Annotated in this window: 23 protein-coding genes; 11 read left to right on the top strand and 12 right to left on the bottom strand. The window is 53.8% G+C overall.

The features are described 5' to 3' along the window. The first annotated feature begins 16 nt into the window (after positions 1-16). The 3 genes from G516_RS0104450 to G516_RS0104460 all read left to right on the top strand — a co-directional run bounded on the left by G516_RS0104450 (position 17) and on the right by G516_RS0104460 (position 2,829). Positions 17-1,084 carry a YVTN family beta-propeller repeat protein gene (locus G516_RS0104450; protein ID WP_156878946.1) on the top strand — a complete coding sequence of 356 codons (1,068 nt, stop codon included), beginning with the start codon at positions 17-19 and terminating at the stop codon, positions 1,082-1,084. Between the two features lie 186 nt (positions 1,085-1,270). Then, the gene (locus tag G516_RS0104455) at positions 1,271-2,017 is read left to right on the top strand and encodes an ABC transporter ATP-binding protein (protein ID WP_028292645.1); all 747 of its coding nucleotides are present in this window, start codon (positions 1,271-1,273) and stop codon (positions 2,015-2,017) included. Continuing rightward, a complete protein-coding gene (locus G516_RS0104460) occupies positions 2,014-2,829 on the top strand; it encodes an ABC transporter permease (protein ID WP_028292646.1) in 816 nt (271 codons plus the stop codon). The genes G516_RS0104455 and G516_RS0104460 overlap by 4 nt, the downstream gene beginning before the upstream one ends. Before the next feature lie 135 nt (positions 2,830-2,964). On the opposite strand, the gene G516_RS0104465 is transcribed toward G516_RS0104460, so the two are convergent. Next, a complete protein-coding gene (locus G516_RS0104465; protein WP_028292647.1) occupies positions 2,965-4,278 on the bottom strand; it encodes a mechanosensitive ion channel family protein in 1,314 nt (437 codons plus the stop codon). Between the two features lie 158 nt (positions 4,279-4,436). Here G516_RS0104465 and G516_RS0104470 point away from each other — a divergent pair, with 158 nt between their 5' ends. After that, positions 4,437-4,952: an RNA methyltransferase gene (locus G516_RS0104470; protein ID WP_028292648.1), complete on the top strand. Its 516-nt coding sequence runs from the start codon at positions 4,437-4,439 to the stop codon at positions 4,950-4,952. A 52-nt stretch (positions 4,953-5,004) separates the two neighbouring features. Here the strand turns inward: G516_RS0104470 and G516_RS0104475 are convergent, their stop codons facing one another. Beyond that, the gene (locus tag G516_RS0104475) at positions 5,005-5,652 is read right to left on the bottom strand and encodes a nucleoside/nucleotide kinase family protein (RefSeq protein ID WP_028292649.1); all 648 of its coding nucleotides are present in this window, start codon (positions 5,650-5,652) and stop codon (positions 5,005-5,007) included. 537 nt (positions 5,653-6,189) lie between these two features. Between G516_RS0104475 and G516_RS0104480 the strand changes: the two genes are divergently transcribed. Next, positions 6,190-6,645: a hypothetical protein gene (locus tag G516_RS0104480; protein WP_028292650.1), complete on the top strand. Its 456-nt coding sequence runs from the start codon at positions 6,190-6,192 to the stop codon at positions 6,643-6,645. A 64-nt stretch (positions 6,646-6,709) separates the two neighbouring features. On the opposite strand, the gene G516_RS21025 is transcribed toward G516_RS0104480, so the two are convergent. From G516_RS21025 to hpaE, 10 genes are all read right to left on the bottom strand, one after another. Next, positions 6,710-7,336: a hypothetical protein gene (locus G516_RS21025; protein WP_156878948.1), complete on the bottom strand. Its 627-nt coding sequence runs from the start codon at positions 7,334-7,336 to the stop codon at positions 6,710-6,712. After that, on the bottom strand, positions 7,282-7,977 hold the full coding sequence (locus tag G516_RS0104490; RefSeq protein ID WP_028292651.1) for a hypothetical protein: 696 nt from the start codon (positions 7,975-7,977) through the stop codon (positions 7,282-7,284). Before G516_RS0104490 ends, G516_RS21025 begins: the two co-directional genes overlap by 55 nt. Positions 7,978-8,136: 159 nt before the next feature. Then, the gene (locus G516_RS0104495; protein WP_028292652.1) at positions 8,137-8,697 is read right to left on the bottom strand and encodes a DUF2589 domain-containing protein; all 561 of its coding nucleotides are present in this window, start codon (positions 8,695-8,697) and stop codon (positions 8,137-8,139) included. Positions 8,698-8,938: 241 nt separating this feature from the next. Next, the gene (locus tag G516_RS0104500) at positions 8,939-9,853 is read right to left on the bottom strand and encodes a Dyp-type peroxidase (protein WP_028292653.1); all 915 of its coding nucleotides are present in this window, start codon (positions 9,851-9,853) and stop codon (positions 8,939-8,941) included. 99 nt (positions 9,854-9,952) lie between these two features. Continuing rightward, on the bottom strand, positions 9,953-11,173 hold the full coding sequence (locus G516_RS0104505; protein ID WP_084644861.1) for a multidrug effflux MFS transporter: 1,221 nt from the start codon (positions 11,171-11,173) through the stop codon (positions 9,953-9,955). Between the two features lie 132 nt (positions 11,174-11,305). After that, positions 11,306-12,634, bottom strand: coding sequence for a TRAP transporter large permease (locus G516_RS0104510; RefSeq protein ID WP_028292655.1), 1,329 nt, complete (start codon positions 12,632-12,634; stop codon positions 11,306-11,308). A 21-nt stretch (positions 12,635-12,655) separates the two neighbouring features. Continuing rightward, positions 12,656-13,189 (bottom strand): TRAP transporter small permease, encoded by a 534-nt coding sequence (locus G516_RS0104515; protein ID WP_245582605.1) that lies wholly within the window; start codon positions 13,187-13,189, stop codon positions 12,656-12,658. A gap of 6 nt (positions 13,190-13,195) precedes the next feature. Next, positions 13,196-14,242 (bottom strand): TRAP transporter substrate-binding protein, encoded by a 1,047-nt coding sequence (locus tag G516_RS0104520; protein WP_028292657.1) that lies wholly within the window; start codon positions 14,240-14,242, stop codon positions 13,196-13,198. A 137-nt stretch (positions 14,243-14,379) separates the two neighbouring features. Further along, positions 14,380-14,760, bottom strand: coding sequence for a 5-carboxymethyl-2-hydroxymuconate Delta-isomerase (locus G516_RS0104525; RefSeq protein ID WP_028292658.1), 381 nt, complete (start codon positions 14,758-14,760; stop codon positions 14,380-14,382). Between the two features lie 3 nt (positions 14,761-14,763). Next, on the bottom strand, positions 14,764-16,227 hold the full coding sequence (gene hpaE, locus G516_RS0104530; protein WP_028292659.1) for a 5-carboxymethyl-2-hydroxymuconate semialdehyde dehydrogenase: 1,464 nt from the start codon (positions 16,225-16,227) through the stop codon (positions 14,764-14,766). A gap of 355 nt (positions 16,228-16,582) precedes the next feature. Here hpaE and G516_RS0104535 point away from each other — a divergent pair, with 355 nt between their 5' ends. The 6 genes from G516_RS0104535 (at position 16,583) to G516_RS0104560 (ending at position 22,475) form a co-directional block, all read left to right on the top strand. Next, on the top strand, positions 16,583-17,326 hold the full coding sequence (locus tag G516_RS0104535) for a fumarylacetoacetate hydrolase family protein (RefSeq protein WP_051218927.1): 744 nt from the start codon (positions 16,583-16,585) through the stop codon (positions 17,324-17,326). A gap of 18 nt (positions 17,327-17,344) precedes the next feature. Beyond that, positions 17,345-18,112, top strand: a complete 768-nt coding sequence (locus G516_RS0104540; RefSeq protein ID WP_028292661.1) for a fumarylacetoacetate hydrolase family protein — start codon at positions 17,345-17,347, stop codon at positions 18,110-18,112. 115 nt (positions 18,113-18,227) lie between these two features. Next, complete coding sequence (gene hpaH, locus G516_RS0104545; RefSeq protein ID WP_028292662.1) at positions 18,228-19,031, top strand: 2-oxo-hept-4-ene-1,7-dioate hydratase; 804 nt, start codon at positions 18,228-18,230, stop codon at positions 19,029-19,031. 187 nt (positions 19,032-19,218) lie between these two features. Continuing rightward, positions 19,219-20,040 carry a 4-hydroxy-2-oxoheptanedioate aldolase gene (gene hpaI / locus G516_RS0104550; RefSeq protein WP_028292663.1) on the top strand — a complete coding sequence of 274 codons (822 nt, stop codon included), beginning with the start codon at positions 19,219-19,221 and terminating at the stop codon, positions 20,038-20,040. Positions 20,041-20,100: 60 nt separating this feature from the next. Further along, positions 20,101-21,012, top strand: a complete 912-nt coding sequence (gene hpaA / locus G516_RS0104555) for a 4-hydroxyphenylacetate catabolism regulatory protein HpaA (protein ID WP_028292664.1) — start codon at positions 20,101-20,103, stop codon at positions 21,010-21,012. Between the two features lie 182 nt (positions 21,013-21,194). Next, a complete protein-coding gene (locus G516_RS0104560) occupies positions 21,195-22,475 on the top strand; it encodes a hypothetical protein (protein WP_051218928.1) in 1,281 nt (426 codons plus the stop codon). Positions 22,476-22,495 lie beyond the last annotated feature (20 nt).

Here is a 22,495-nt window from a genome sequence, read left to right on the forward strand (position 1 = left end):
CAACGAGATAATGATCATGAAACTTTCTTCCAAGCGCTTCGTGGCCACAAAACACTTTACTCAACAGGAAAACGTCGCTCAAAAAGCCCTGCGAGCCACCCGTCGCCTGTTGCTGCCTGCGCTTCTTCCCATTCTTTTGCCCGCAGCCTTTGCAGGTGCCAGCCAGTCAGCCATCGCGGCCTCATTGGCGTATGTATCCAACGAAAAAGACGACACTTTGTCGATCATTGATCTCGACAGCCTCGAAGTGGTGAACACCATCGAGGTTGGCCAGCGTCCTCGTGGTATTACCTTCAACGAGGACTACACCAAGCTGTACATTTGCGCCAGCGACGACGATACCGTACAGGTTATGGACGTTGCTTCGGGCCAGATCATCGCCAACCTGCCCTCCGGCGAAGACCCTGAGCAGTTTGCCCTGCACCCGGACGGCCACCGCCTGTACATTTCCAACGAAGACAGCTCTCTGGTAACCGTGGTTGATCCCCAGAAGAGCATCGTGACGGCCCAGATTGATGTCGGTGTAGAACCTGAAGGCATGGGCGTCAGCCCGGACGGCAAGATTGTGGTGAACACCTCGGAAACCACCAGCATGCTGCATTGGATTAACACCGAGACCAACGAACTGTTCCACAACACCAAGGTGGATCAGCGCCCACGTCATGTAGAATTCAGCAAGGACGGCAAACAACTGTGGGCTAGCGCTGAAATTGGCGGCACCGTCTCGGTTATTGATGTCGACAGCAAAGAAGAACTGCACAAGCTGCGGTTCGAGATTCGTGGCGTACACCGGGACAAGGTACAACCGGTAGGCGTCAAGCTATCCTCTGACGGCCGTTATGCGTTTGTTGCCCTTGGCCCAGCCAACCACGTTGCCGTAGTCGACGCCAAAACCTACGAAGTGCTCGACTACTTGCTGGTCGGTCGCCGTGTGTGGCACATGGCCTTTTCACCGGATGAAAAATACCTGCTGACCACCAATGGCATCAGTGGCGATGTTTCCGTGGTGGATGTCGACAAACTGAAAGTGATCAAATCCATCAAGGTGGGTCGCTACCCATGGGGCCTGGCCATCAAGCCATAGTGTTTGCTTTCCTCCCCGGGCGCTTCAGTACATTGGTAGGTTGGGCCACGCCCAGCGTGTTTTTGTCCGGCCCGGGCGCAGGCTGGCTCGTCCTGAAGGCAAATGATGCTGGATCGTTCCATAATTCGATTCGACGCTCATTCGCAAAACGACGATGCATTCATTCCAGATTCAACAGGAATCCCTATGTCGCTGGTTGAAGTTGACCAACTCAGTCATTTTTACCCCGGCAAGCAAGCCCTCAATGAGGTGAGCTTCCGCATTGAGCAGGGCCGATTCCACGCACTGCTAGGCCCTAACGGGGCCGGTAAAACCACCCTGTTCTCGCTCATCAGCCGCCTCTTCAAGGTGCAACAGGGCGACATTCGGGTGAACGGTCACAGTTTAAAAAACGCACCGTCAGCCCTGCTGGCCGAGATCGGTATGGTGTTCCAGCAAAGCACGCTGGACATGGACCTATCGGTCGAGCAAAACCTCGACTATCACGGCTGTCTGCATGGCATGAGCGGCAAGCTCCGCAAGCAGCGCATTGAAGAAGAGCTGCGTCGCGTCGACATGCTCGATGCCCGCAAACAGAAAGTCCGCGCTTTGAACGGCGGCCACCGTCGGCGGGTAGAAATTGCCAGGGCTCTGGTGCACCAACCCAGCCTGTTGCTGCTGGACGAAGCCACCGTTGGCCTCGACCCGCAAACCCGCGCGGGCTTGAACCAGCACGTACGCAGCTTGTGTGAAGAACAAGGAGTCACCGTGTTGTGGTCCACACATCTGATCGAAGAAATTCACCCTCACGACCCGGTTACCCTGATGCATCAGGGCTGCGTCCAGGCCAACGCCAGCGCCGAACAGGTATGCCAACAAGCAGGCACCGACACACTGGTCGACGCGTTTGCCTTACTGACTGCCAGCAAATCTGGCCAGGGAGCCAAACCATGACGCCAGCCAACTACCTGATTGCCTTCAACGGCGTCCTCAAGCGTGAAGCCTTGCGGTTTGTGCACCAGCGCACCCGTTTCTTCAGCTCCATGGTTCGCCCATTGCTGTGGCTGGTCGTCTTCGCTGCCGGTTTTCGGGCAGCGCTGGGAATATCCATCATTGAGCCCTACGACACCTACATTACCTACGAGGTGTATATCGCACCGGGCCTGATCTCGATGATCTTGCTGTTCAACGCCATGCAAAGCTCGCTGTCGATGGTTTACGACCGCGAAATGGGCAGCATGCGCATCCTGTTGATGAGCCCACTGCCACGCTGGTATCTGCTGCTCAGCAAACTGGCCGCCAGCACCATTGTGGCAATTCCACAGGTGTACGCATTTCTGGCAATTGCCTGGTGGTTCGACGTGCAGCCGCCATGGGTTGGTTTTCTGTGGGCGCTGCCAGCAGTTATTCTGACGGGCGTTATGCTGGGTGCTATCGGCCTGTTTATTTCGAGCTTTATTCGCCAGCTTGAGAACTTCGCGGGGGTGATGAACTTCGTGATTTTCCCGATGTTCTTTATGTCATCGGCGCTGTATCCGCTGTGGAAAATGCAGGAATCCAGCGAATGGCTGTACTGGCTGTGTTCGGTCAATCCGTTCACCTTCGGTGTCGAGCTGATTCGTTTCGCACTCTACGGCAAGCTTAACGGCGAAGCACTGGCGGTGGTGAGCGGCTGTCTGGTGTTGTTCACGACACTGGCGGTGCTGGTGTTCAACCCGGAACGAGGAGCTATTGGCAAAGCGCCGGGTGGCAAGGGCAAGCCGTAGCGGCTCTAATTCCAAACTACTTCCGACCCAAATTGCTTCGCCCCAAACTGTTTCGCCCCAAACAGAAAAGCCGCTGAAACACGCTTGTAAGTACGTTTCAGCGGCTTTTTGTTTTTCTAACGCTGTCGTCAGGCGTTACAGCTTGTTCTGCAACTCGTTCAATATCCGCACTTCTCGTTGCGGGAACGGAATCTCGAAGCCGTTATCGCGCATGGCTTCATAAATCATCAGCAGCAAATCACCGCCCACACGGTTGCGGCCGTCGTCGATGCCGTCCATCCAGAATTCCACAAACATATTGACGCCGGAGTCGCCGAAGCTGTCGATTTCGCAATCCGGGCGCTCTTCAATAGGGATTTCATCCCCGCTGATCACCTGTTCATGGGAAGCCACGGTTTCCTTGATGATCTCCACCAGCTGGCGAATATCAGAGCCGTAAGCCACAGAAAAATCGACACGGTAACGCTGCTTCTTGTTCTTGTGGGTCCAGTTGGTGAAGGTGCCCGATACAAATTTCTCGTTCGGCACCATGATGATCTTGCCGTCAAAGGTTTCCAGTGCGGTGGAACGCAGCGTCAGCTCCAGCACATAGCCCTGGCGACCGTCTTCCAGCTCAATGAAATCCCCCACTGACACCGAACGGTCGAGCAGGATGATGATGCCAGAGATAAAGTTAGAGGCGATGGCCTGCAAGCCGAAGCCCAGACCCACACCCACCGCACCACCAAACACGGCCAGTGCCGTTAAATTGATGCCCATAACTTGCAGCAGCAACACACCGATGACAGTGAAAATCGTCACCTCCAATAGTTTGGCGGCCACTTCACGGGTGCGAAAATCGAGCTTTTCCTGACGGCGAATCATTTCCTGACCCGTGCTGTTAGACACCCGCCCCAACCAGAACAGTAAGGAACCAAACAGCGCCACGCGGGCGATGCCATAGGCCGATACTTCCAGATTCCCGACAGTCACCTTCATCGATTCCAGTACTGCAACAATCGGTGCCAACAGGTCGACCTGGTGTAAAAACAGCAACGGCATGCCGATCCAGCGGAATACAGACGCAATAAAATCATTGCGCACATGGTCACGAATCAGCGAGTGCACCATCAGTAACAGCGCGACGACCAAGGCGATGTGCACCAGCCAGGATTCGCCCAGCAAATGGCCGCTGCCTTCTACTGCAAAGTTCAACGCAGTGATGCTGAGCAAAGGGAACATCAAATTGCCAAAATGACCACCGACTTTCTGCACCGGCGTAGCCGTTGGGTCGCCCTTGCTGTCGGCCAGCAGCGGAAACGCTTTTCGAATACGGCTGGCGACCATATAGGCCAATCCGTATATGACAGAAACCAGCAGCAGCTGCGTGTAGGTTTCCGGCTGCATTAACAGCTCTGAAAATTGTTCGAGGGTATCGGTCAGTTTTTGCTGGTAAAGCCGGGTATCCAAAAGGGATGCTCCTGAATCAACAAAGGGGGTTGCCCAGTATATGGCGATGGGTTGGATTTTGCGCTGCTTCTTTGGATCGTCAATCGGCGGGTGAGTTGCTGCGAAGTACGAATAAAATCCTCTATAATCGCGCTTTTAAACTACACCGGTATGCTGTTTTGAGTTCTGCTGTTATTGCCCTGAGCAACCCCAAAGACCCAACCAACTTTGGCTCTATTCTACGGGCAGCCAACTGCTTTGGCGCAGAACAGGTGTACTACACAGGAACCCGCATTGAATTTGCCAACCGGTTTCACACCGCAACCAACAATGTGCGGGAAAAAATTCCTCATCAGTCGGTCGATTCATTGCTGCAATTGGTTTCTGCCGATAAAACAATGGTGGCCGTTGAGCTTGTTGAAGGTGCCGTCCCACTGCCAACGTTCGAACACCCGGCAGATGCAATTTATGTATTTGGCCCGGAGGATGGATCGCTGGATCAGGCTGTGGTCGACGCTTGCGACGCCGTGGTGTACGTACCGACCGAAGGCTGCTTGAACCTGGCTGCTACGGTGAACATCCTGCTCTACGACCGTTGTGCCAAACAGGCTCTGCCTGTTGATCATGACGAACGGATCAAAAACAGCCGCGACAACAACAACCGCTTGAAAGTCAAAAGTCAGGATCTGGGCTAAAAACCCTGGTTTTGAGGTACATTGGGATTAGCTCGCCAGTTATCACCTGTTATCACCAGTCGATAAGACGAACTCCATAAAAATTTGAATGCTCGTGTATGTAACGAGCGTTCAAACCGTCATTTGCATCAACCCGATGCTGCGCCTGTTCCAGACTCAACCCCAAACTCTGATGGCGCTCCAGCACCCGCTGATTACTGACTTCCAGCGGTGTATTAACAAACCAGCATTCATTGAATAACTCACCTTTCAGCCGCCGCCACGGTGAATCATTCAACAGTAGATAATTACCTTCCACTAACACCAGTTGATGGGCTGCTGTCAGCCTGTATTGCCCTAGCTGTGGATCACCCTCTGCGTGGTCAAACCCCGGAAACAGCGCTTGTTCGGTGTGCTTGGCTGCCAGCAAATCGGCAACGCATTGCTCGGCATCGAATGTAAACGGTGCACCACGACGCAGATGTGCTGTGGCAGGGGCTGGCAAAGTATCCAGCGCTTTGCGGGGCAAGTGATAGCCGTCCATTGGCAACACCAGCAACTCACCATCGTCACCTCTGGATGCAAGCAACGCATCGAACGCCTGTTTTATATTTTCAGCCAGCGTCGACTTGCCACTACCGGGTGCACCGGCAAGGCCAATCCAATAGCGTTGGCCCGAGTCCCAAACACGCAACAATTCCTGGGCAAGTGTTTGAACCATGCTCTGCTCATTTGCCACTCATATCCTCCTTGGGGCTCTATTTATGAATTATATAGTTAGCGAACCATAACCATTTATCAGGTTCTTCCGTCTTAATGAACATAATTCGCACAACAGTGACCGTAAATATGTGCAATGAAATCCGCTTTGGTAAGACAAAAATTGATCAAAAGCGGCCAATAAGCTCCAACCTTGCTTAATAGTTTGTGCCATTCAGCACTATTGAAAACAGAGTATTCACAGCAAAGGGATAATAACCTATGCTTCATCAGGTAATCTCACGCACCGTCGTTGGGAAGTTGCAGAAAATGCCGAGGAACACACTCATTTGGCTTGTCGCTTCCAGTCGTCTTTCAGACCAAAGCCATTGTGCAACTGAACGATACAGCTTCGGCAGCCAGGAACCCTCTGAATAACTCCGTACTGCGCGAGTATTTCAGTGTAACCATAAGAATTCCACGAATAATATTGTAGAAACTGATAGCAACAACATTATTCATGGACAACAAAAGCAACCCGTAAAACCAACAAAGAGGCATGCACAACGTGTCATTGATTGATACCAATATCGATGCATTAATCGAAGCTGAGAAAGCCAAGCTGGAACAGCTGATGCAAGCCAGGGATGAGCAAAAAAAGAAGCAGGAAAATCTGAAAAAGCTGAATGAGGAATATTTCAGCAACCTGCGTAAATACGGTATTTCCGAATACGAATACTTTAATTCCAAAGCCGATTCCCTCGAGCAATGGATTACTTCCGAGCCAGAAAGCAACCTGTATGCAGCACTGCAAAAGCACTTCGCCAAGCAAGCAGCCAAACAGGAACAACAGCCAGAAAAAGTATCTACCCTGCCAAAACCAAAGCTGAAAGCAGGTAGCTACCGCAATCCGGCCACTAACGAAGTGATTGAAAAAATCAAGCGCAGCCCTAAAAAGCTGGAGCAATGGGTTGAAGAATACGGATTCCCAACCGTACGCACCTGGAAGATTTGATTTAAAATCCTTCTTATTAACGGGCCGTGATATAAACATATGTCACTGGCCCGTTAATCTGTTTTTATTCCATAAACTCTTCCAGCCGTACTTCCTCGATCATTAGCATCTGAATATCTTGCTGCGCTAATTTGCCTTTCAGGCCAACCACCATGGGTTTTAATTGTTCGTGGTTGGACACCAGCTGCCAGATCTCTTCTACCAATTGCTGCGCGGTCCCAGAGCTTGAGTGACGAATAACGCCACTGTCTGCCACCATTGCCAATATTTGCCCGACAACCTCCCTGGCAGGGCCAGATTTAACCACCAGCTCATCGTGCACATGTTGGAGGCAGCGCTGTAACTCATACAACGTGCCGGCTGCCGCTTCCTGCTGAGCTTTACGCAACGAACCTCGAAAATCCGCCGCACGCTCAGGACTTAGAATGCGGCTTTTCAAACCGGCCAGCTCAGCAACCTTCACATGGCGGTTTTGCTGCAACAACTGTTCAGCCTGATCAATCCAATCCATAACCGATTGCAAAAAAGCCGGACTCTTTGACCGCTGTAATTTCACCAGCTCAGGAAAAGCCAACAACACGTCGGCCATTTGTTTTTCAAACATCACAGGAGAGCGCATCATAATGTGACCTCCTGTTATTCCGGCAGCAGTTTGCTGGTTATTTCTCCATCCAGCTCCATTTTTTGCCACTCCATGCTGTCCTCAGACACCTTCAGTTTTATTTGCAGAATTTTGTCGGCATCCTGTTCTTTTAGCAGGTGTGCCTCCGCAATCACATTCATGTCACCAAGACGGGTTTTACCCAGAGCGGCGGTGACTTCGTGATTGGCGAGGTTCGCCAATTCGCTGGCCAAATTAGAATTTGCTGCCTTTTCTCGGTTGTAGTCCAGCTTTGTTGCTTCGAACACGTCCTGCAATTCCTCATTCAGGCTGGCAGCATACTGCTTGATGGGCTGATTACTGCGCAACTGGTTCACATCGGTTTCCAATTGGCGGGTATAGCGGGAAATGACCGAGCGTACCTTGCTGGATACCTCTCTGGGCAAGCTGTCGCGCCCCACGCTTCGCGCGACCAGCGCATAGGTATCACTATTGAATTGTTTGTTATTGATAATATCGACGGGCTCTTCAAGCACCTGATCGGCAGACTCAATCGCCACTGGAATGGTTATTTCAACATCATCGATCTTCATTCTGGGCACCGAGAAATGCTGCAACAGCTCGTGCTTGGCGTAATCCTGAGCCACTTTCACGGTCTGGATATCTGCCATGACTCTGGCGGTATTCAGGCTGGAGATGATGCTACCGAGATATTCATTTAATGTTGGCATTGCGATTCCCTGTTAAAAACAGCGTCCTTAAATGGTTAAACAGAGTCGGCCAGCCCTGCCTCCATTTCACAATCGACACCCTTACAGATTGAAAATAGCGGCAAGGAGAATAGGCAGAGCTGGCCAACGCCTTCTTGAATTACGGCTTAAGCAGTGTGCTTAAACACTGACAATACTGTCTTCCAGCATGGTCAGAATGCGGTCAAGCCCAGCCGGGATTTCATCATTCAACGCCGTCACCTTCACGCCGAGGTTATAGGTTTTCTCGACACTGGTACCGCGGTTGGACGACCGTTTGTAAGACGCCGATGCCTTGAAGTTAACGATCTTGTAATTGATGCCCAGCTCGGCACTGGCCGCAAATTCGCTCGATACATTGGAGGTTTCCGTCGAAGTGAGCTTGGCATTGAAATCAATCACCATCTCCTCAATGCGCAACGATGGAATGGTCAGCATGGTCAAAAACGGCACCTTGATATTGACCTGCTGGTTTTCAAAGCCGCTACCATCGTCTTTGGGAACGGATTTTTCATAGTTAAAATCCACATAGCGTAATTCCTTGCCACCACCGGTGCCGCTGGAATCCTGGAAGCCCACTTCCTGAATGAATTTCACCTGCGACATGGATGCCGCGTGCTGGGCCTGAACGGCAGCTTGCATCGGTCCACCGATGTACACGCTGAAATCCAGGCTGTTCAGTTCTTGAACCAGATTCGTCATGGTATCTCTCCTTGAGACTGTCTTCAGTTAGTCCTCGCCGCGTGTCAGCTTTCAACATCCAAGTAGATCAAAAACCGACCAACAGACGCTAAGTGCGACGAAAGAAAGCGACAAGATAGGAAAGAATCAGAATGTGAGTGATTACTCACAAAGGCTGTGACGGACGCCACAACCGTAAAGAAAGGTATGCAAACGGCGGCAGATAGCTGCCACCGATAAACATAAAAACCAGAGAGAAGTATCAGACAGCCAGAGCGGCCGCCAGATCCTCCATTGACGGCGCAAACCAGTATGAACCCGTCACCGGCGTTGAGAAATCCAGCAGGCGGTCGTATAGACCATCACCGGTCAGACCGTACATCCGCTCCAACTGAATACTGTGACGACGAAGTTCACAGGCGAAAGACAGGAAATACAAACCACGCTCTGTCGCGCTGGCATACGCCCCACTTCGACGCCACACCTTCTGGGCCACACCCTCCAGTGAAACATCCGTTCGACTGACATGCGAATTGGCTGGCATATCATCGCCTTCAAGCTCTATCGCATCCAGCTTGGTACGGCCAATCACGCCCTCCTGCTCTTTCACCGGCATTTGGTTAAAGGCCTTGAGATTGTGAACCCATTTCTGGCTCAACACATAAGAACCACCAGCACCAGGCTGACCTGCCGGGATCAACGCTGCCTGTATGCGCGCATCATCAGTTTTAGGGTTGGCGGACCCGTCTTCAAAACCGCTCAAATCGCGGGAGTCGTGATAACACAAACCCGGCAGATCCAACACCAGATCGGCCACCCCTGCCATTGCCTCGTGAACACCTTGCATACGATCAATGTTGCTGGCGACACTGCCCGAATGAATCCAGAAAAACACATCCGCCTGAGTCGCAGGGGCCACCAAATGCGCTGCCCCGGCCTCAGCTGAACCTTGAAGCCCTTCAAAAGCGACCAAACCTGCTGGCGAACACCCCGGATTCAAGGCATCCCATGCACGCTTCCCAAACGACACCACCATATTGGTCGGCAGGTTCTGATAAACAGCCGCATGCAACGCGGACCGAATCGTGTCCAACGGCAAAGACCAATCCAGATTGTATTCAAGGTAGTAAAACTGCGAGCTGCCCTGGCTGAAAAGGCCTTGTTGGTGGGTGGTCATGATGGTTCCTCGTTCTTGATCACGGTTGCACTCATTGTAACCGACCCTAATGCCCTTGCAGCAGTTTCCGCAAGTCAGCGTACCGTTCAAGAAATGCAGCTATCGACGCCCGTGCAATACATGAGATAGAACTCCCACTACCGCACCCGCCAGCATCACAGTGGCCATTGGCAGCGGCGTTCCATCCGACATTACCCCCGCAGTGATCCCCGATAGCGCGCCAACAGTGAATCCGGTCGCGTTCATCAAGGCAGTGGCTGTGCCGGCATTTCTGGCGTGGATACCAGTGACGCTGGCCACGCTGTTAGCCATCACAAAGCCGTGGCAGCTCATAAAAACAACGGTTAACGGCAACAGTACCGTGATGGAGTGTCGGTCAAGTGCCAGCAAGTAAATCACCATCAAGCTAACTGCTGTTAGCTGGACCGCCTGGCCTGCACGGATCAGTTGCAATGGTTTGAAGTGCTTCAACATCACAATATTGAGTTTTGCCATGGTCACCATGCCGACCACGTTGGCACCGAAGGCGAAGGGGTACCAGGTGCTGCTGACACCAAAGTAGTCCATGTACACCGTTGGCGAGCTGGTAATAAAACCGAACATCCCGGCATAGGTACCGGAGACAAACCCCAGATAAGGCCAGACACGGCGGTCCGTTATCACGGTTTTGTAACGCCCCAGCAGCGACGCGTCGGCGTCCCTGTGCGGGTTAGACTCAGGCATGGTGGCAATAAACCGAGCCAGAATGGCGATGCTATAGAGCAGCAGGAACAGAAAAATGGCTTGCCAACTGCCAGTAACTTCAAGAACCAGCATGCCTAAAAGAGGCGCGATCAAGGGTGCAATCATCATGATCTGCACCACCCGCATCATATTGATCGCGCCGTCTGAGCCATGGCTCAAATCACGAATCATCGCCATCCCGCTGACAGCGGCAAAGCCAGCCCCCAGCGCCTGTATTACCCGTAAAATCCACAAATGCGGCACGGAGTTATTGAATGCCAGCAGTGCGGTGGCAAAGCCAAACATGATTAGCCCAAAGATGACCATTTTGCGGCGACCGTATCGATCTGAAAGCGGCCCTCCGAACAGCTGTCCAAAGGCGATACCGATCAGAAAGCAGGAAATGGATATCTCGATGTCATGCAATGCGGCATCAAAATCCGCGGCCATTGCAGGGACGGCTGGCAGATAGATATCCGTCCCCAACGGGGCCAGTGCAGCCAGCCCTGCAAGCATAAGAACGACGCCCAGCGGCATCTGGCCATTGTCTGTTTTGTTTGATTTTCGGGCAGTTTCAGGGTTTGAAGAGCAAGACATATTCAGCCCAAATCGGGTTAGAGGGAAATCAAAGGCACGCCTACCTGTACCAAGCCGAAGGTTTGGTACAGGTGGCGTATTGGAACAGCCTGACAGTCACTCAGCGGTAGATTTGCTCATAGATACAGCCATTCAGCGATACAACCACTCCGGCAGGATCATGGAAATGGCAGGAATAAAGGTCAGCAAAGCCAGCCGCACAATGTCGGCACACCAGAACGGCGTAACACCCTTGAAAATGGTACCCGGCTTCACATTCGGCAGCACCGCACTGAGCACAAATACGTTCATCCCCACCGGCGGCGTGATCAGGCTGATTTCAGTCACCACCACCACCACAATACCGAACCACACCAGATCAAAACCCATGCTCTGCACCAGCGGGTAGAAGATCGGCACCGTCAGCAGCATCATCGACAGGCTTTCGAACACCATGCCTAACAGGATGTAGATAGCCAGAATCACCAGAATTACGCCCATCGGGCTGATTTCCAATCCGGTCACAAACGCAAGCAGTTCGTCCGGCAGACCGGCCCTGTTAATAAAGTCGCTGAAGATCAGCGCACCAATCAACACCGCAAACAGCATGGCGCTGGTACGGCCGGTATCCGTGAGGGCATGAAACAGGTTTTCGAACGACAGTGAACGACGGGCCAGCGCGATCACAAAGGCGCCACCGGCGCCAATGCCCGCGGCTTCAGTCGGTGTAAACACCCCAAGGTAAATACCGCCCATCACCACAGTAAACAGGATCAGTACACCCCATACGCCTTTTAGGGCGTCCAGCCGTTCCGGCCAACTCATCTTATCGCCCGGCGGCCCCTGTTTCGGGTCGCGCCACACCACATATTTCACTGCCGCCAGATACAACAGAATGCCCAGCATGCCCGGCAAGAACCCGGCCGCGAACAGTTCACGAATACTGGATTCGGTCAGCAGACCGTAGATCACCAGAATCACACTCGGCGGGATCAGAATCCCCAGCGTGCCGCCCGCGGCAATCGACGCCGTTGCCAGCGAGTCGGAATAACCGAACTTGCGCATCGGCGGCATGGCTACCTTGGCCATGGTTGCGGAAGTTGCCAGTGAGGAACCACAAATCGCAGAAAAGCCACCACAAGCCACCACAGTAGCCATCGACAAACCGCCCTTGCGGTGTCCCAGAAAGGCATAGGACGCCTGATAGAGTTCATGGGACAGCCCGGATTTGGTCACCAGATTACCCATCAGAATAAACAGCGGTATCACCGACAGGCCATATTCCTGGGCGGTATCGATCACCCGGTTGGACGCCAGCGACAACGCCGCTGTCCAACGGAAGTCCATAATATTTTCAAACGTCAGGCCCTGCAGCACGGCAAAGCCAAAAAAACCTACCAAGCCCATCGCAAAGGCAATCGGCAGGCGTACCAAAACGATCAACGCCAACAGAATGGCGAATCCGATCAGTGCTTCAAACATGATTGTTTACCTGTGATTGACTCAGTTGCGGGGTTGAGCGAACAGGCGATAGATGCCATAGCTGATCATCAGCGCCGCGGTGACGTAACTCATCACTGCGATGTACTGAATGATGTAACCCACCGGGATTTCGAGGTATTCAGTGACCACCTCACGACGCAGAGAGCGCGATGCCAGATACATCATGCGTTCGGCTAGGAAATAGAGGCCTCCGGAAATCGCCAGTGCCGAGAACAACCCCAGCATCTGAATCATGCGATGGCTCATCACCTTGTCGAGCAAGTCGACCACCACATGGGAACCGCGCCAGGTAATCAACGGCATTTCAGCAAACACCAGCAGCGCCAAGCCAATTTCAGTCATCTCAACCGCGCCGTTGACGGCGTTGTTGAAGAAGTAACGGCCGACCACATCGGCGCAGGTAAGCAGCATCAGGAACATCAGCACCAGGCCCGCAAACACTTCCAGAGCAAAGGCCAGCCATTTGACTGGCCCATGCTCGTCGTAGTGTGCAGCAACCCATTGGCCCAGTCCGGCCATCGAGAAGACACTCATAAGAAATTACTCAGCAGCGACGGTGTATTCACGTGCCTGACTGCGCAGCTCAGTCAGCGCTGCGGCGGCGTCAATGTCACGATCCTCAACGGACTCCAGCCACTCGCGGTCCATGCCCTTGATCAGCTGTTGGAATTCCTTGTCCATGGCATCGCCCGGCTGCACCTGATGCACAGTCACACCATTGGCAACGGCCGCTTCATAACCTTCCATATCGCCCTGATCCCAGGCACGGCCGGCCAGCGCCGACAGTTTTTCACCCGACACGGCCAAAATGGCTTCGCGGTCTTCGTCGCTCAGATCCTCAAGAAATTCCGGATTGATGAAGATCGAGAAGCTGCCCATGTACATACCGCCCGGCAGCATATAAACGTGCTGGGTTACTTCGTTCAGGCGCAGGATTTTCTGCTCGCCCATGGGCATAAAGACACCATCAATCACGCCTTGCTGCAGCATTTCATACACTTTCGGCGCAGGCGCCCCCACTGGCGTGACCTTCATGCGCTCTGCCAGGACGCTCTGCACACCACCGCCGACGCGGATTTTCTGGCCCTGCAAATCGGCCAGAGAATTGATGGGTTCCTTGGTGTGAATGCCACCGGCACCATGGGTAAACATGGCCAGCACTTCCAGCCCTTCAAATTCTTCAGCGGCTTCAAGGCGATCCTTGTAAACGTGCCATAAAGCAACGGAAGACGCTTCGGCGTTAGCATTCAGGCCCGGTTGCTCAACCACTTGAGGCAGTTTGAAACGACCAGGCACATAGCCGTGATAGCTGAACGAGGCATCGGCAATGCCATCTTCGACCAGCTGGAACATGGTTTTCGGGTGACCAAAGCCCTGCTCGATTTTGACCTTTACGCGGCCTTCGGTCGCTTCTTCTACCCACTTGCCCCAGGTTGGCCATACCACTGAGTTTTGTGGATTGGTCGGCGGCAACCAGGTCGCGACACGCAAGGTAGTTTCAGCATTGGCGTCCGACATGGCGAACGCACTGGTGGTAATAGCAACTGCGGACAGAACAGACTTCAGGTGTGTTTTTATGATTTTCATACTGGCCTCTGATAATTTTCCGGTCACCCATCAGTGATAGGAAACGCCGGCTTTATTTTTATAGGGCTGCGATAAACCCGGAAATCCGGAATCCCGAAAACCCGGGGGCGGGCTGGCAGCCACCAGCCCGCATCCGCTTACTTGAACAGCGGATGAATATTGTTCTTGTTGAACTTGAGTACCGGGTCCAACTCGGTCATTTCGAATGAGATCTGCACGTAATGGTTGTCCGTTACCGGCTTCATCCACTCACACAAAATCTCGAACACGCGTTTCGCTACTTGCTGCTTCAGCTCCATATCGCGGCCGTGGCCGATCTTCAGACTGAGATTCAGGTAAGCGAAATCCTCGCGGCCGTCTGCCACGCGATAGTCGTAGCAACGGATGGCGCGACTGCGCACGCCACCTATCGGAAATGCCCCGGTTGAAACAACGTACTCGTGCAACGCCTTGAACAGCGGCTGAAAATCCAGCCGCTCGTGCAAATTGTCGGAGTAGTCAACAACAAAGTGCGGCATGACTTACACGCCCCACTTTGGAATGTGGTGGGAACCCATGGAAACACACACGTTCTTCGGTTCGCAGAACACTTCGAAGCTGTAGTCGCCACCTTCACGGCCGGTACCGGAACCCTTCACACCACCGAATGGGGTACGCAGGTCACGCACGTTCTGGCTGTTCACGAACATCATGCCGGCTTCCACTTCGCGAGCGATGCGATGCACCTTGCCGACGTCCTGGGTCCACAGGTAAGAGGCCAGACCGTATTCGTTGTCGTTGGCCATCTTGATCACCTCGGCCTCATCCTTGAACGGGATGATCACAGCCACCGGGCCGAAGATTTCTTCCTGGGCGATACGCATGCTGTTGTTCACGTCGCGGAACGCAGTAGGACGCACGAAGTGACCGCCTTTCAGGTGATCTGGCAGCTCATGCACTGGCTTCTCTGGGCCACCGGCAATCAGCTTGGCGCCTTCTTCGATACCGATGCGGATGTAACCGGTTACCTTCTCCCAGTGCGCCTGGGAAATCAGTGAACCGACCTGAGTGCCCATGTCCATTGGGTCGCCGACTTTCACCTTGTTGGCGCGGGCCGCGAAGTCTTCACAGAATTTGTCGTAGATGCCTTCCTGCACAAAGATGCGGGAACCGGCAGTACAACGTTCACCGTTGATGGAGAAAATGCCGAATACCGCAGCGTCTAACGCACGTTCGTAGTCGCAGTCGTCGAAGATCATCACTGGTGACTTGCCACCCAGTTCCATGGAGAACTTCTTCAGGCCAGCGTTGGCAATGATGTGCTTACCAGTAGAAGTACCACCGGTGAAGGAAATAGCGTTGATGTTCGGGTCAGTGATCAGGGCGTTACCGGTCGTGTTACCGAAGCCGTGAACCACGTTGAACACACCGGCAGGAATACCCGCTTCCAGCGACAGTTTGGCCAGAAAATCGGTGGTCAGCGGCGATAGTTCAGACTGCTTCATTACCGCGGTGTTACCCAGCGCCAGACACGGAGCCGTCTTCCAGGTACCGGTCATGAACGGCACGTTCCATGGAGAAATCAGCGCGCACACACCCGTTGGCTGATACAGGGTGTAATTCAGCATCTGGTCATCCATTGGGTAGGTGTGACCGTTCATCTGCTTGGCTTTTTCAGCAAAGAAATAGAAGTTGTTGGACGCGCGAGGAATCAGTGCATTGCGGGTCTGGTAAAGCGGCAGACCGGTATCCGCAGTTTCCAGCGCAGACAGCTCTTCAACGTTATCAGCAATCAGATCGCCCAGCTTTTCGATGATTTTGGAGCGCTTGGCGACCGGCATGTTGGCCCAGGCAGGGAATGCATCTTTGGCTGCCTGAGTCGCCGCGGCGACCTGCTCTGGAGAAGCGTGAGCCACCTCCGCCAGTACTTCACCGGTGGCCGGGTTGACAGTTTCGAAGGTCTCTTTGCTCTCGACCCACTTGCCGTTAATCAGATTCTTGATCATGACGGTATGCCTTTTTCTTGTTTGGTATGACAGCTGTTCGGCGCTGGACGCCAGACATCGTTAATATGTTAAGCAAGATATTTAACATGTTAATCATTGTCAACAGATGCGTGGTTACCGAATTTCATTTGGCTTCACCGACTTTGGTCTCACAGAGATTCATCCCGGCCTTCTAAACATCCCAGTCGCCATCAAATTGCATTTAATTAATATATTAAGTTATTGACTTTAAGAACCTCTTCGGCAAACTAGTTAACATCTAAACAAAAATAATGACTGACTACCTGTTAGTGAGTCACGGCGACAAACGGCAGCTGTCTTTGCCGCCACTCATTCACAAGCTGGAGATCCCGCAATGAAGCATTGCCGAATCCTCAAGGACGGCGTGGCAACAGAAGTGTCTGTGGCTGCCAACTCTGTTTCTGAACTCGAAACCACCACCCTGATGCCTGCCACTAGTGGCACTGTGTTTGGCATCGCTCTAAACGACAAAAGCCTGTACGCCAAGCTGGAACCGTCTTTCAACGACAAGCCGCATGTCAGCCCACCGACCCGTCCGGTACTGCACATCAAAACCGCCAACACCCATATTGGTAACGGCGCGGCCATTCCTGCTCCGGCAGACGGCACAACCATCTACGCGGGCCCTTCCATCGGCATCGTGATTGGCAAGCAAGCCACTCGTGTTTCTGAAGCGGAAGCGCTGGAGTTTGTCGGCGGCTACACCGTGGTGAACGAAGTCTCTCTGGCCGAAGTGTCTTTCTACCGCCCAGCTGTAAAGGCCAAGTGTCGTGATGGCTTCTGCCCGATTGGCCCATGGGTGGTCGATGCGGCCGACGTCGCCAATGTTGAATCCCTGTCGATCGTTACGTCTGTGAATGGTGAAAAAGTACACGCTACCAACACCGACCAACTGCGCGCTGGCGTGGCTGAATTGGTGAGCTACCTGAGCAGCTTTATGACGCTGGAAGCCGGTGACCTGATCATCGCGGGTACCCCAGAACGCACCGAGGCACTGGCATTAAAAGCCGGTGACACCGTGTCCATCGACATCGAATCCATCGGCGCGCTGTCCAATTCTGTTGTCAGCGAAGCCTAATCGGTCAGGAGAGAAGAAATGAAACGCGCACGTATTCTGGTCAATGGCGAACTGACCGACGTAACAGTCAACGACAACAACGATGCGGTACTGGCTGACGGTACCGTGATTGCGGAAGCCGATGCCGACTGGCAGCCGCCTTGCGATGGCAAGATTTTTGTTCTGGCGATCAACTACGCCGACCACGCCGCCGAACTGTCGTTCAAGGCACCGGAAGAACCATTGGTGTTCCTGAAAGCCCCTAACACCCTGTTGGGTCATAACAAGAACACCTACCGGCCGGACAACACCGACTACATGCACTACGAGTGCGAGCTGGTTGCTGTGATTGGCAAAACCGCCAAGAACGTCTCTCGCGCTGACGCCATGGATTACGTCGGCAGCTACACCGTCGGTAACGACTACGCCATCCGCGACTATCTGGAAAACTACTATCGCCCGAACCTGCGGGTGAAGAGCCGCGATACCTGCACGCCAGTTGGCCCGTATCTGGTCGATGCCGCCGACGTTAAAGACCCTCACAACCTGACCCTGCGCACTTACATCAACGGTGAGCTGAAGCAGGAAGGCTCCACCAGGGATCTGGTGTTCAACATTGCCTATCTGGTCGAGTACCTCAGCAACATCATGACACTGGAACCGGGCGACATGATTTTCACCGGTACGCCTGAAGGTCTGGCGGATGTGAAACCGGGCGATGAGATCGTCACCGAAGTGGAAGGTGTCGGCCGGCTGGTGAACCACATGATCAGCGAAAGCGAATACCTCGAATCGCTGAAGGGCTGATCCCGCAGCAATTGGTGTAGGAGGAGGCTTGCCTCCGATTGGTTCTGCCGCAAGCGACCTCCTACAAAAGCCCCTGACAGGAGTAGAAGCCCCTGAACCGGCTTCGATAAACAACATGCTCTCAGAAGACATCATCAAAGACTGCGCGGCCCAGTTGCATCAGGCCGAAAAAGACCGCCAGCAGATCCGTCAGATCTCTCTGCAGTATCCGGGCATCACCATTCCGGATGCTTACAAAATCCAGAGCGAATGGCTGAAGCTGAAACTGGCCGAAGGCCGCAAGATCATCGGTCACAAGATTGGTTTGACCTCGCGCGCCATGCAGATGTCGTCGCAGATCGACGAGCCGGATTACGGCACCCTGCTGGACGACATGCTGTTCGACGACGCTGCGGAAATTCCGACCGACCGTTTCATTGTGCCGCGTATCGAAGTGGAACTGGCGTTTATCCTGAAGGAACCGCTAAGCGGCCCGAACTGCACCATCTTCGATGTGTACAACGCCACCGATTACGTCATTCCGGCACTGGAGCTGATTGACGCCCGCTCGCAGTCCATCGACCCGGAATCCGGCCGTCCGCGTAAGGTGTTCGACACCATTTCTGATAACGCTGCCAACGCCGGCATCATCATGGGCGGTCGTCCGATCAAGCCAATGGACGTCGACCTGCGTCGCGTCGGAGCCATCATGTATCGCAACGGCGTGATCGAAGAAACCGGCGTCGCCGCTGGTGTACTGAACCACCCGGCTAACGGCGTGGCCTGGCTGGCCAACCGCCTGCACCCATACGGCATCACGCTGGAACCGGGCCAGATCATTCTGGGTGGCTCCTTCACCCGCCCGGTAGCGGCACGTAAAGGCGATACCTTCCAGGTGGACTACGGCGAACTGGGGTCGATTACCTGTTTCTTTAAATAATTTTCTGGTCTGGAGTCGGGTGCCTGGAGCCAAACAGTATCTCGCCCAGACTGGCTCCCACGCTCCTGCGTGGTAGCAAACCGGTTAAGCGAAACATTCCCACGCAGAGCGTGGGAACGAGACTCCCGCTTTTAAATACACCACTCGGCGTCCGACTCCCGACGCTCGACACCAGACAAGGTTTCCTATGTCCGCCCCAATCAACCAATTCAAACAAGCCATTCAGGGCCTGACTCCTGAAGGCAAACAGGCCCAGATCGGTCTCTGGCTGGGTCTAGCCAACAGCTACACCGCCGAGCTGCTGGCCGGTGCCGGTTTCGACTGGCTGCTGATCGACGGTGAGCACGCCCCTAACGACCTACAGACCATGCTGGGTCAGCTGCAAGCGGTTGCTCCCTATCCGGTGACGCCAATTGTTCGCCCGGCCTGGCCGGATGCCGTACGCATCAAGCAGATTCTAGACATCGGCGCCCAAACCATTCTGGCGCCTATGGTCGAATCCGGTGAGCAAGCCGCCGAAGTCGTCGCCGCCACCCGTTACCCACCGCAAGGCATTCGTGGTGTTGGCTCGGCACTGGCACGTGCTTCGGCGTTTAACCGCACCCCGCAGTACCTGCAAACGGCCAACGAGCAGATGTGCGTGCTGATTCAGATCGAAACCCCGGCAGGCGTCGCCGCGCTGGACGATATTCTGGCGGTGGAAGGTGTTGATGGCGTATTTATTGGCCCGTCCGACCTGAGTGCCTCCATGGGCCATATCGGCAATCCGGGGCACCCGGAAGTGCAGGCGGTGATTGAAGCGTCGATCGCGAAAATCGTTGCGGCGGGTAAAGCGCCGGGTATCCTGATTGCTGACCAAACACTGGCACAGAAGTACATTGAACAAGGTGCCTTGTTTGTTGGCGTAGGTACCGACACCGGTTTGCTGGTGAAAGCCTCCAACGAACTGGCGTCGAAGTTCAAGGCCAGCGTTAAAGCCATCAAGCAGGAAAAAGGCTCGGTGTATTAATAAGTCTGGCGTCGGGTGACTGGAGCCCGACGCCCGACAAAATAATAAAAAGAATCGCATATGCCCGTTAACCAAAACAACGAATGGATTCCCAATATCGTTATTGGTCAGGACTACGACCAACATTATCAGGACGAACCGATCCATTTTGATGTGCTTGGCAAAATGGCCGATCACTTTGGTCGTGACATGCCTGTGCATCTGCATGCCCAATCGGTGCAGATTCATCTGATTCTGGAAGGCGAAAGCCATTTTCATATCGACGAGCAGGTCTACCACTGCCATGGGCCATGTTGTTTTCTTACCCCAGCCGCCGTTCCCCATTCGTTTATGACCGAACCCAATGCCAGCGGCTATGTGTTAACCCTGCATCAGTCCCTGGTGTGGTCGCTGATGAAGGGTAATCCGTTGCACAGTTTTTCCACCCAGCAGCTGCAGCCAATGGGCATCGAGCAGCGGGCCTTACCCGAAGCCAACCAGATCAATTGGCAGCGTATGCTGGACACGTTTGAAGCGATTCAGGACGAATGGAACCACGAGCAGCCAGACAAGCAATTTGTGCTCGAAAGCCATGTACGAATGTTGATGGTGCAGCTGGCCCGACTAGCACCACAGTCCTCCAGCAGCAGCCTGGTGGCCAGTGAAGAACTGCGCCAGTTCCGCCGTTTTTCCGAGCTGCTGGAAGAGCACTTCCGAGATCGCTGGGCATTAGGCCGCTACAGCTCTGAGCTGGGTATGTGCGAAAGCCGCTTGAACCAGATATGCCAGCGGGTGACCAACCTGCCACCGAAGCGGCTGATCAACGAACGCATGTTGCAGGAAAGCAAACGCCTGTTGCAGCACTCCAAGCTGTCGATCAACGACGTTGGTTTTGAACTGGGCTTTACCGACCCGTCGTATTTCTCACGCTTCTTCCGCAAACAAACCGGCCTGACACCCAAAGGGTTCCGGGATCTTGCTGAACGACAGTAAAGCAGACGGAATTGCCCGCTGTGCGCATTTATCCCGGCTTTAAACGGCTCAAACAGCCTTACCGGTCAAGTAACCCTGGGGCAGCGCCAGCAGAATTGTTGTAAACTTCAGCAAATATTTAATTAACATGTTAAGATAACCCCGTGTCCTCTACCGAAACCCTTTCAACGAAGACATTCCCGTTGCCGACACTCTCTGGCGGGCTACTATTAACCACCTGGCTGCTGACTCTGATCTTTGCACTTGGCCTGCTCGACGCTCGCCTTGAGGCCACGGTATTCGCATGGCTCTATGTGCTGCTGGAATTTCGTAACCTGAAGCCCAAACAACGCAAACCGATATCCGCCCTCTTGATTGGCGGTATCGGCTTTAGTGCGCTGAGCCTTTGGCATACCGGCGACATCGACCTGCTGGCGCTCGGTTCCGAGCACCTGATGCTGGTGATGCTGCTTACCTCGGTGAACTTCATTCGGCTGGCCACCCGCCTGTACGCCGGTGAACGTAACAAAGGCGCGAAGAGTTTTATCGCCACGCTGACTGGTATGCACCTGTTTTCCTCGGTGGCCAATTTCTCGTCGCTGTTGTTGGTCGGCGATCAGATTCGTCGTCCGGCTGTCGCTGGTCAGGCCGAACCGACCACACCCAGCCAAAGTTCGTTGTCGTACATATTGCTGAGCCGCGGTTTTGCACTGGCGATTTTCTGGTCGCCGTTCCTCAGTATGATTCCGCTGGTGTTACATCAGTTACCCGATGTGAACATGGCTGCCGTCTATCCCTGGGCCATTGGCATCGTCGTATTTGCATTGTTGTTTACGCTGCTCGAAAGCCGTCTGCGCTACGGCAAGGAACTGGCCGAATATCAGGGCTACCCAATGAAGCCCACCACCCTGATGCTGCCTGCGGTATTGATCGGCACCTTATTGGTTGCCCACCAGCTGTTCCCGAATACCGCCATGCTGGTGCTGGTATCCATCATTGCCGTCACCGTGCCGCTGTTATTAATGATTGCAACCCAGCCGTTGCAGGAAAGCAGCAAGCGGGTTGGCAATCTGGTGACGAATGTTTTGCCTAACGCTCGTCCGGAAATATCCCTGTTTCTGGCCGCCGGTTTTCTGGCGGCTGCGGTCAAAAGCACCATCAGCGCCGGGCTGATCCCGTCACCGGTCGAACACACCAATGCGCTGGTTGCCAGTCTCGGGATTCATCAGTTTGCCGTGGTTGCCATCTTCGGTGGCTTGCTGGCACAAGCCACAACAACCCCAACACTGATGGCTGTGGCGTATATGGTCGGTGTGTCGCTGTCGATGTCGAGTTCGGTATTCAGTGGCTCCAACTTCATTCTTCAGGGTCAATACGGCATCCGAAACCGCGATGTGTACCGCGATAATATGCCCTACTCCATTGTAGTGTTGGCCTTCAGCACCCTGCTGTTATTTGTGATGGAGGCCAATGGTGTTCAATAATCTGTCTGAGCAGCCCGGTG

Source organism: Oceanobacter kriegii DSM 6294, assembly GCF_000422845.1.
GTDB classification, from domain to species: Bacteria; Pseudomonadota; Gammaproteobacteria; order Pseudomonadales; family Oceanobacteraceae; genus Oceanobacter; species Oceanobacter kriegii.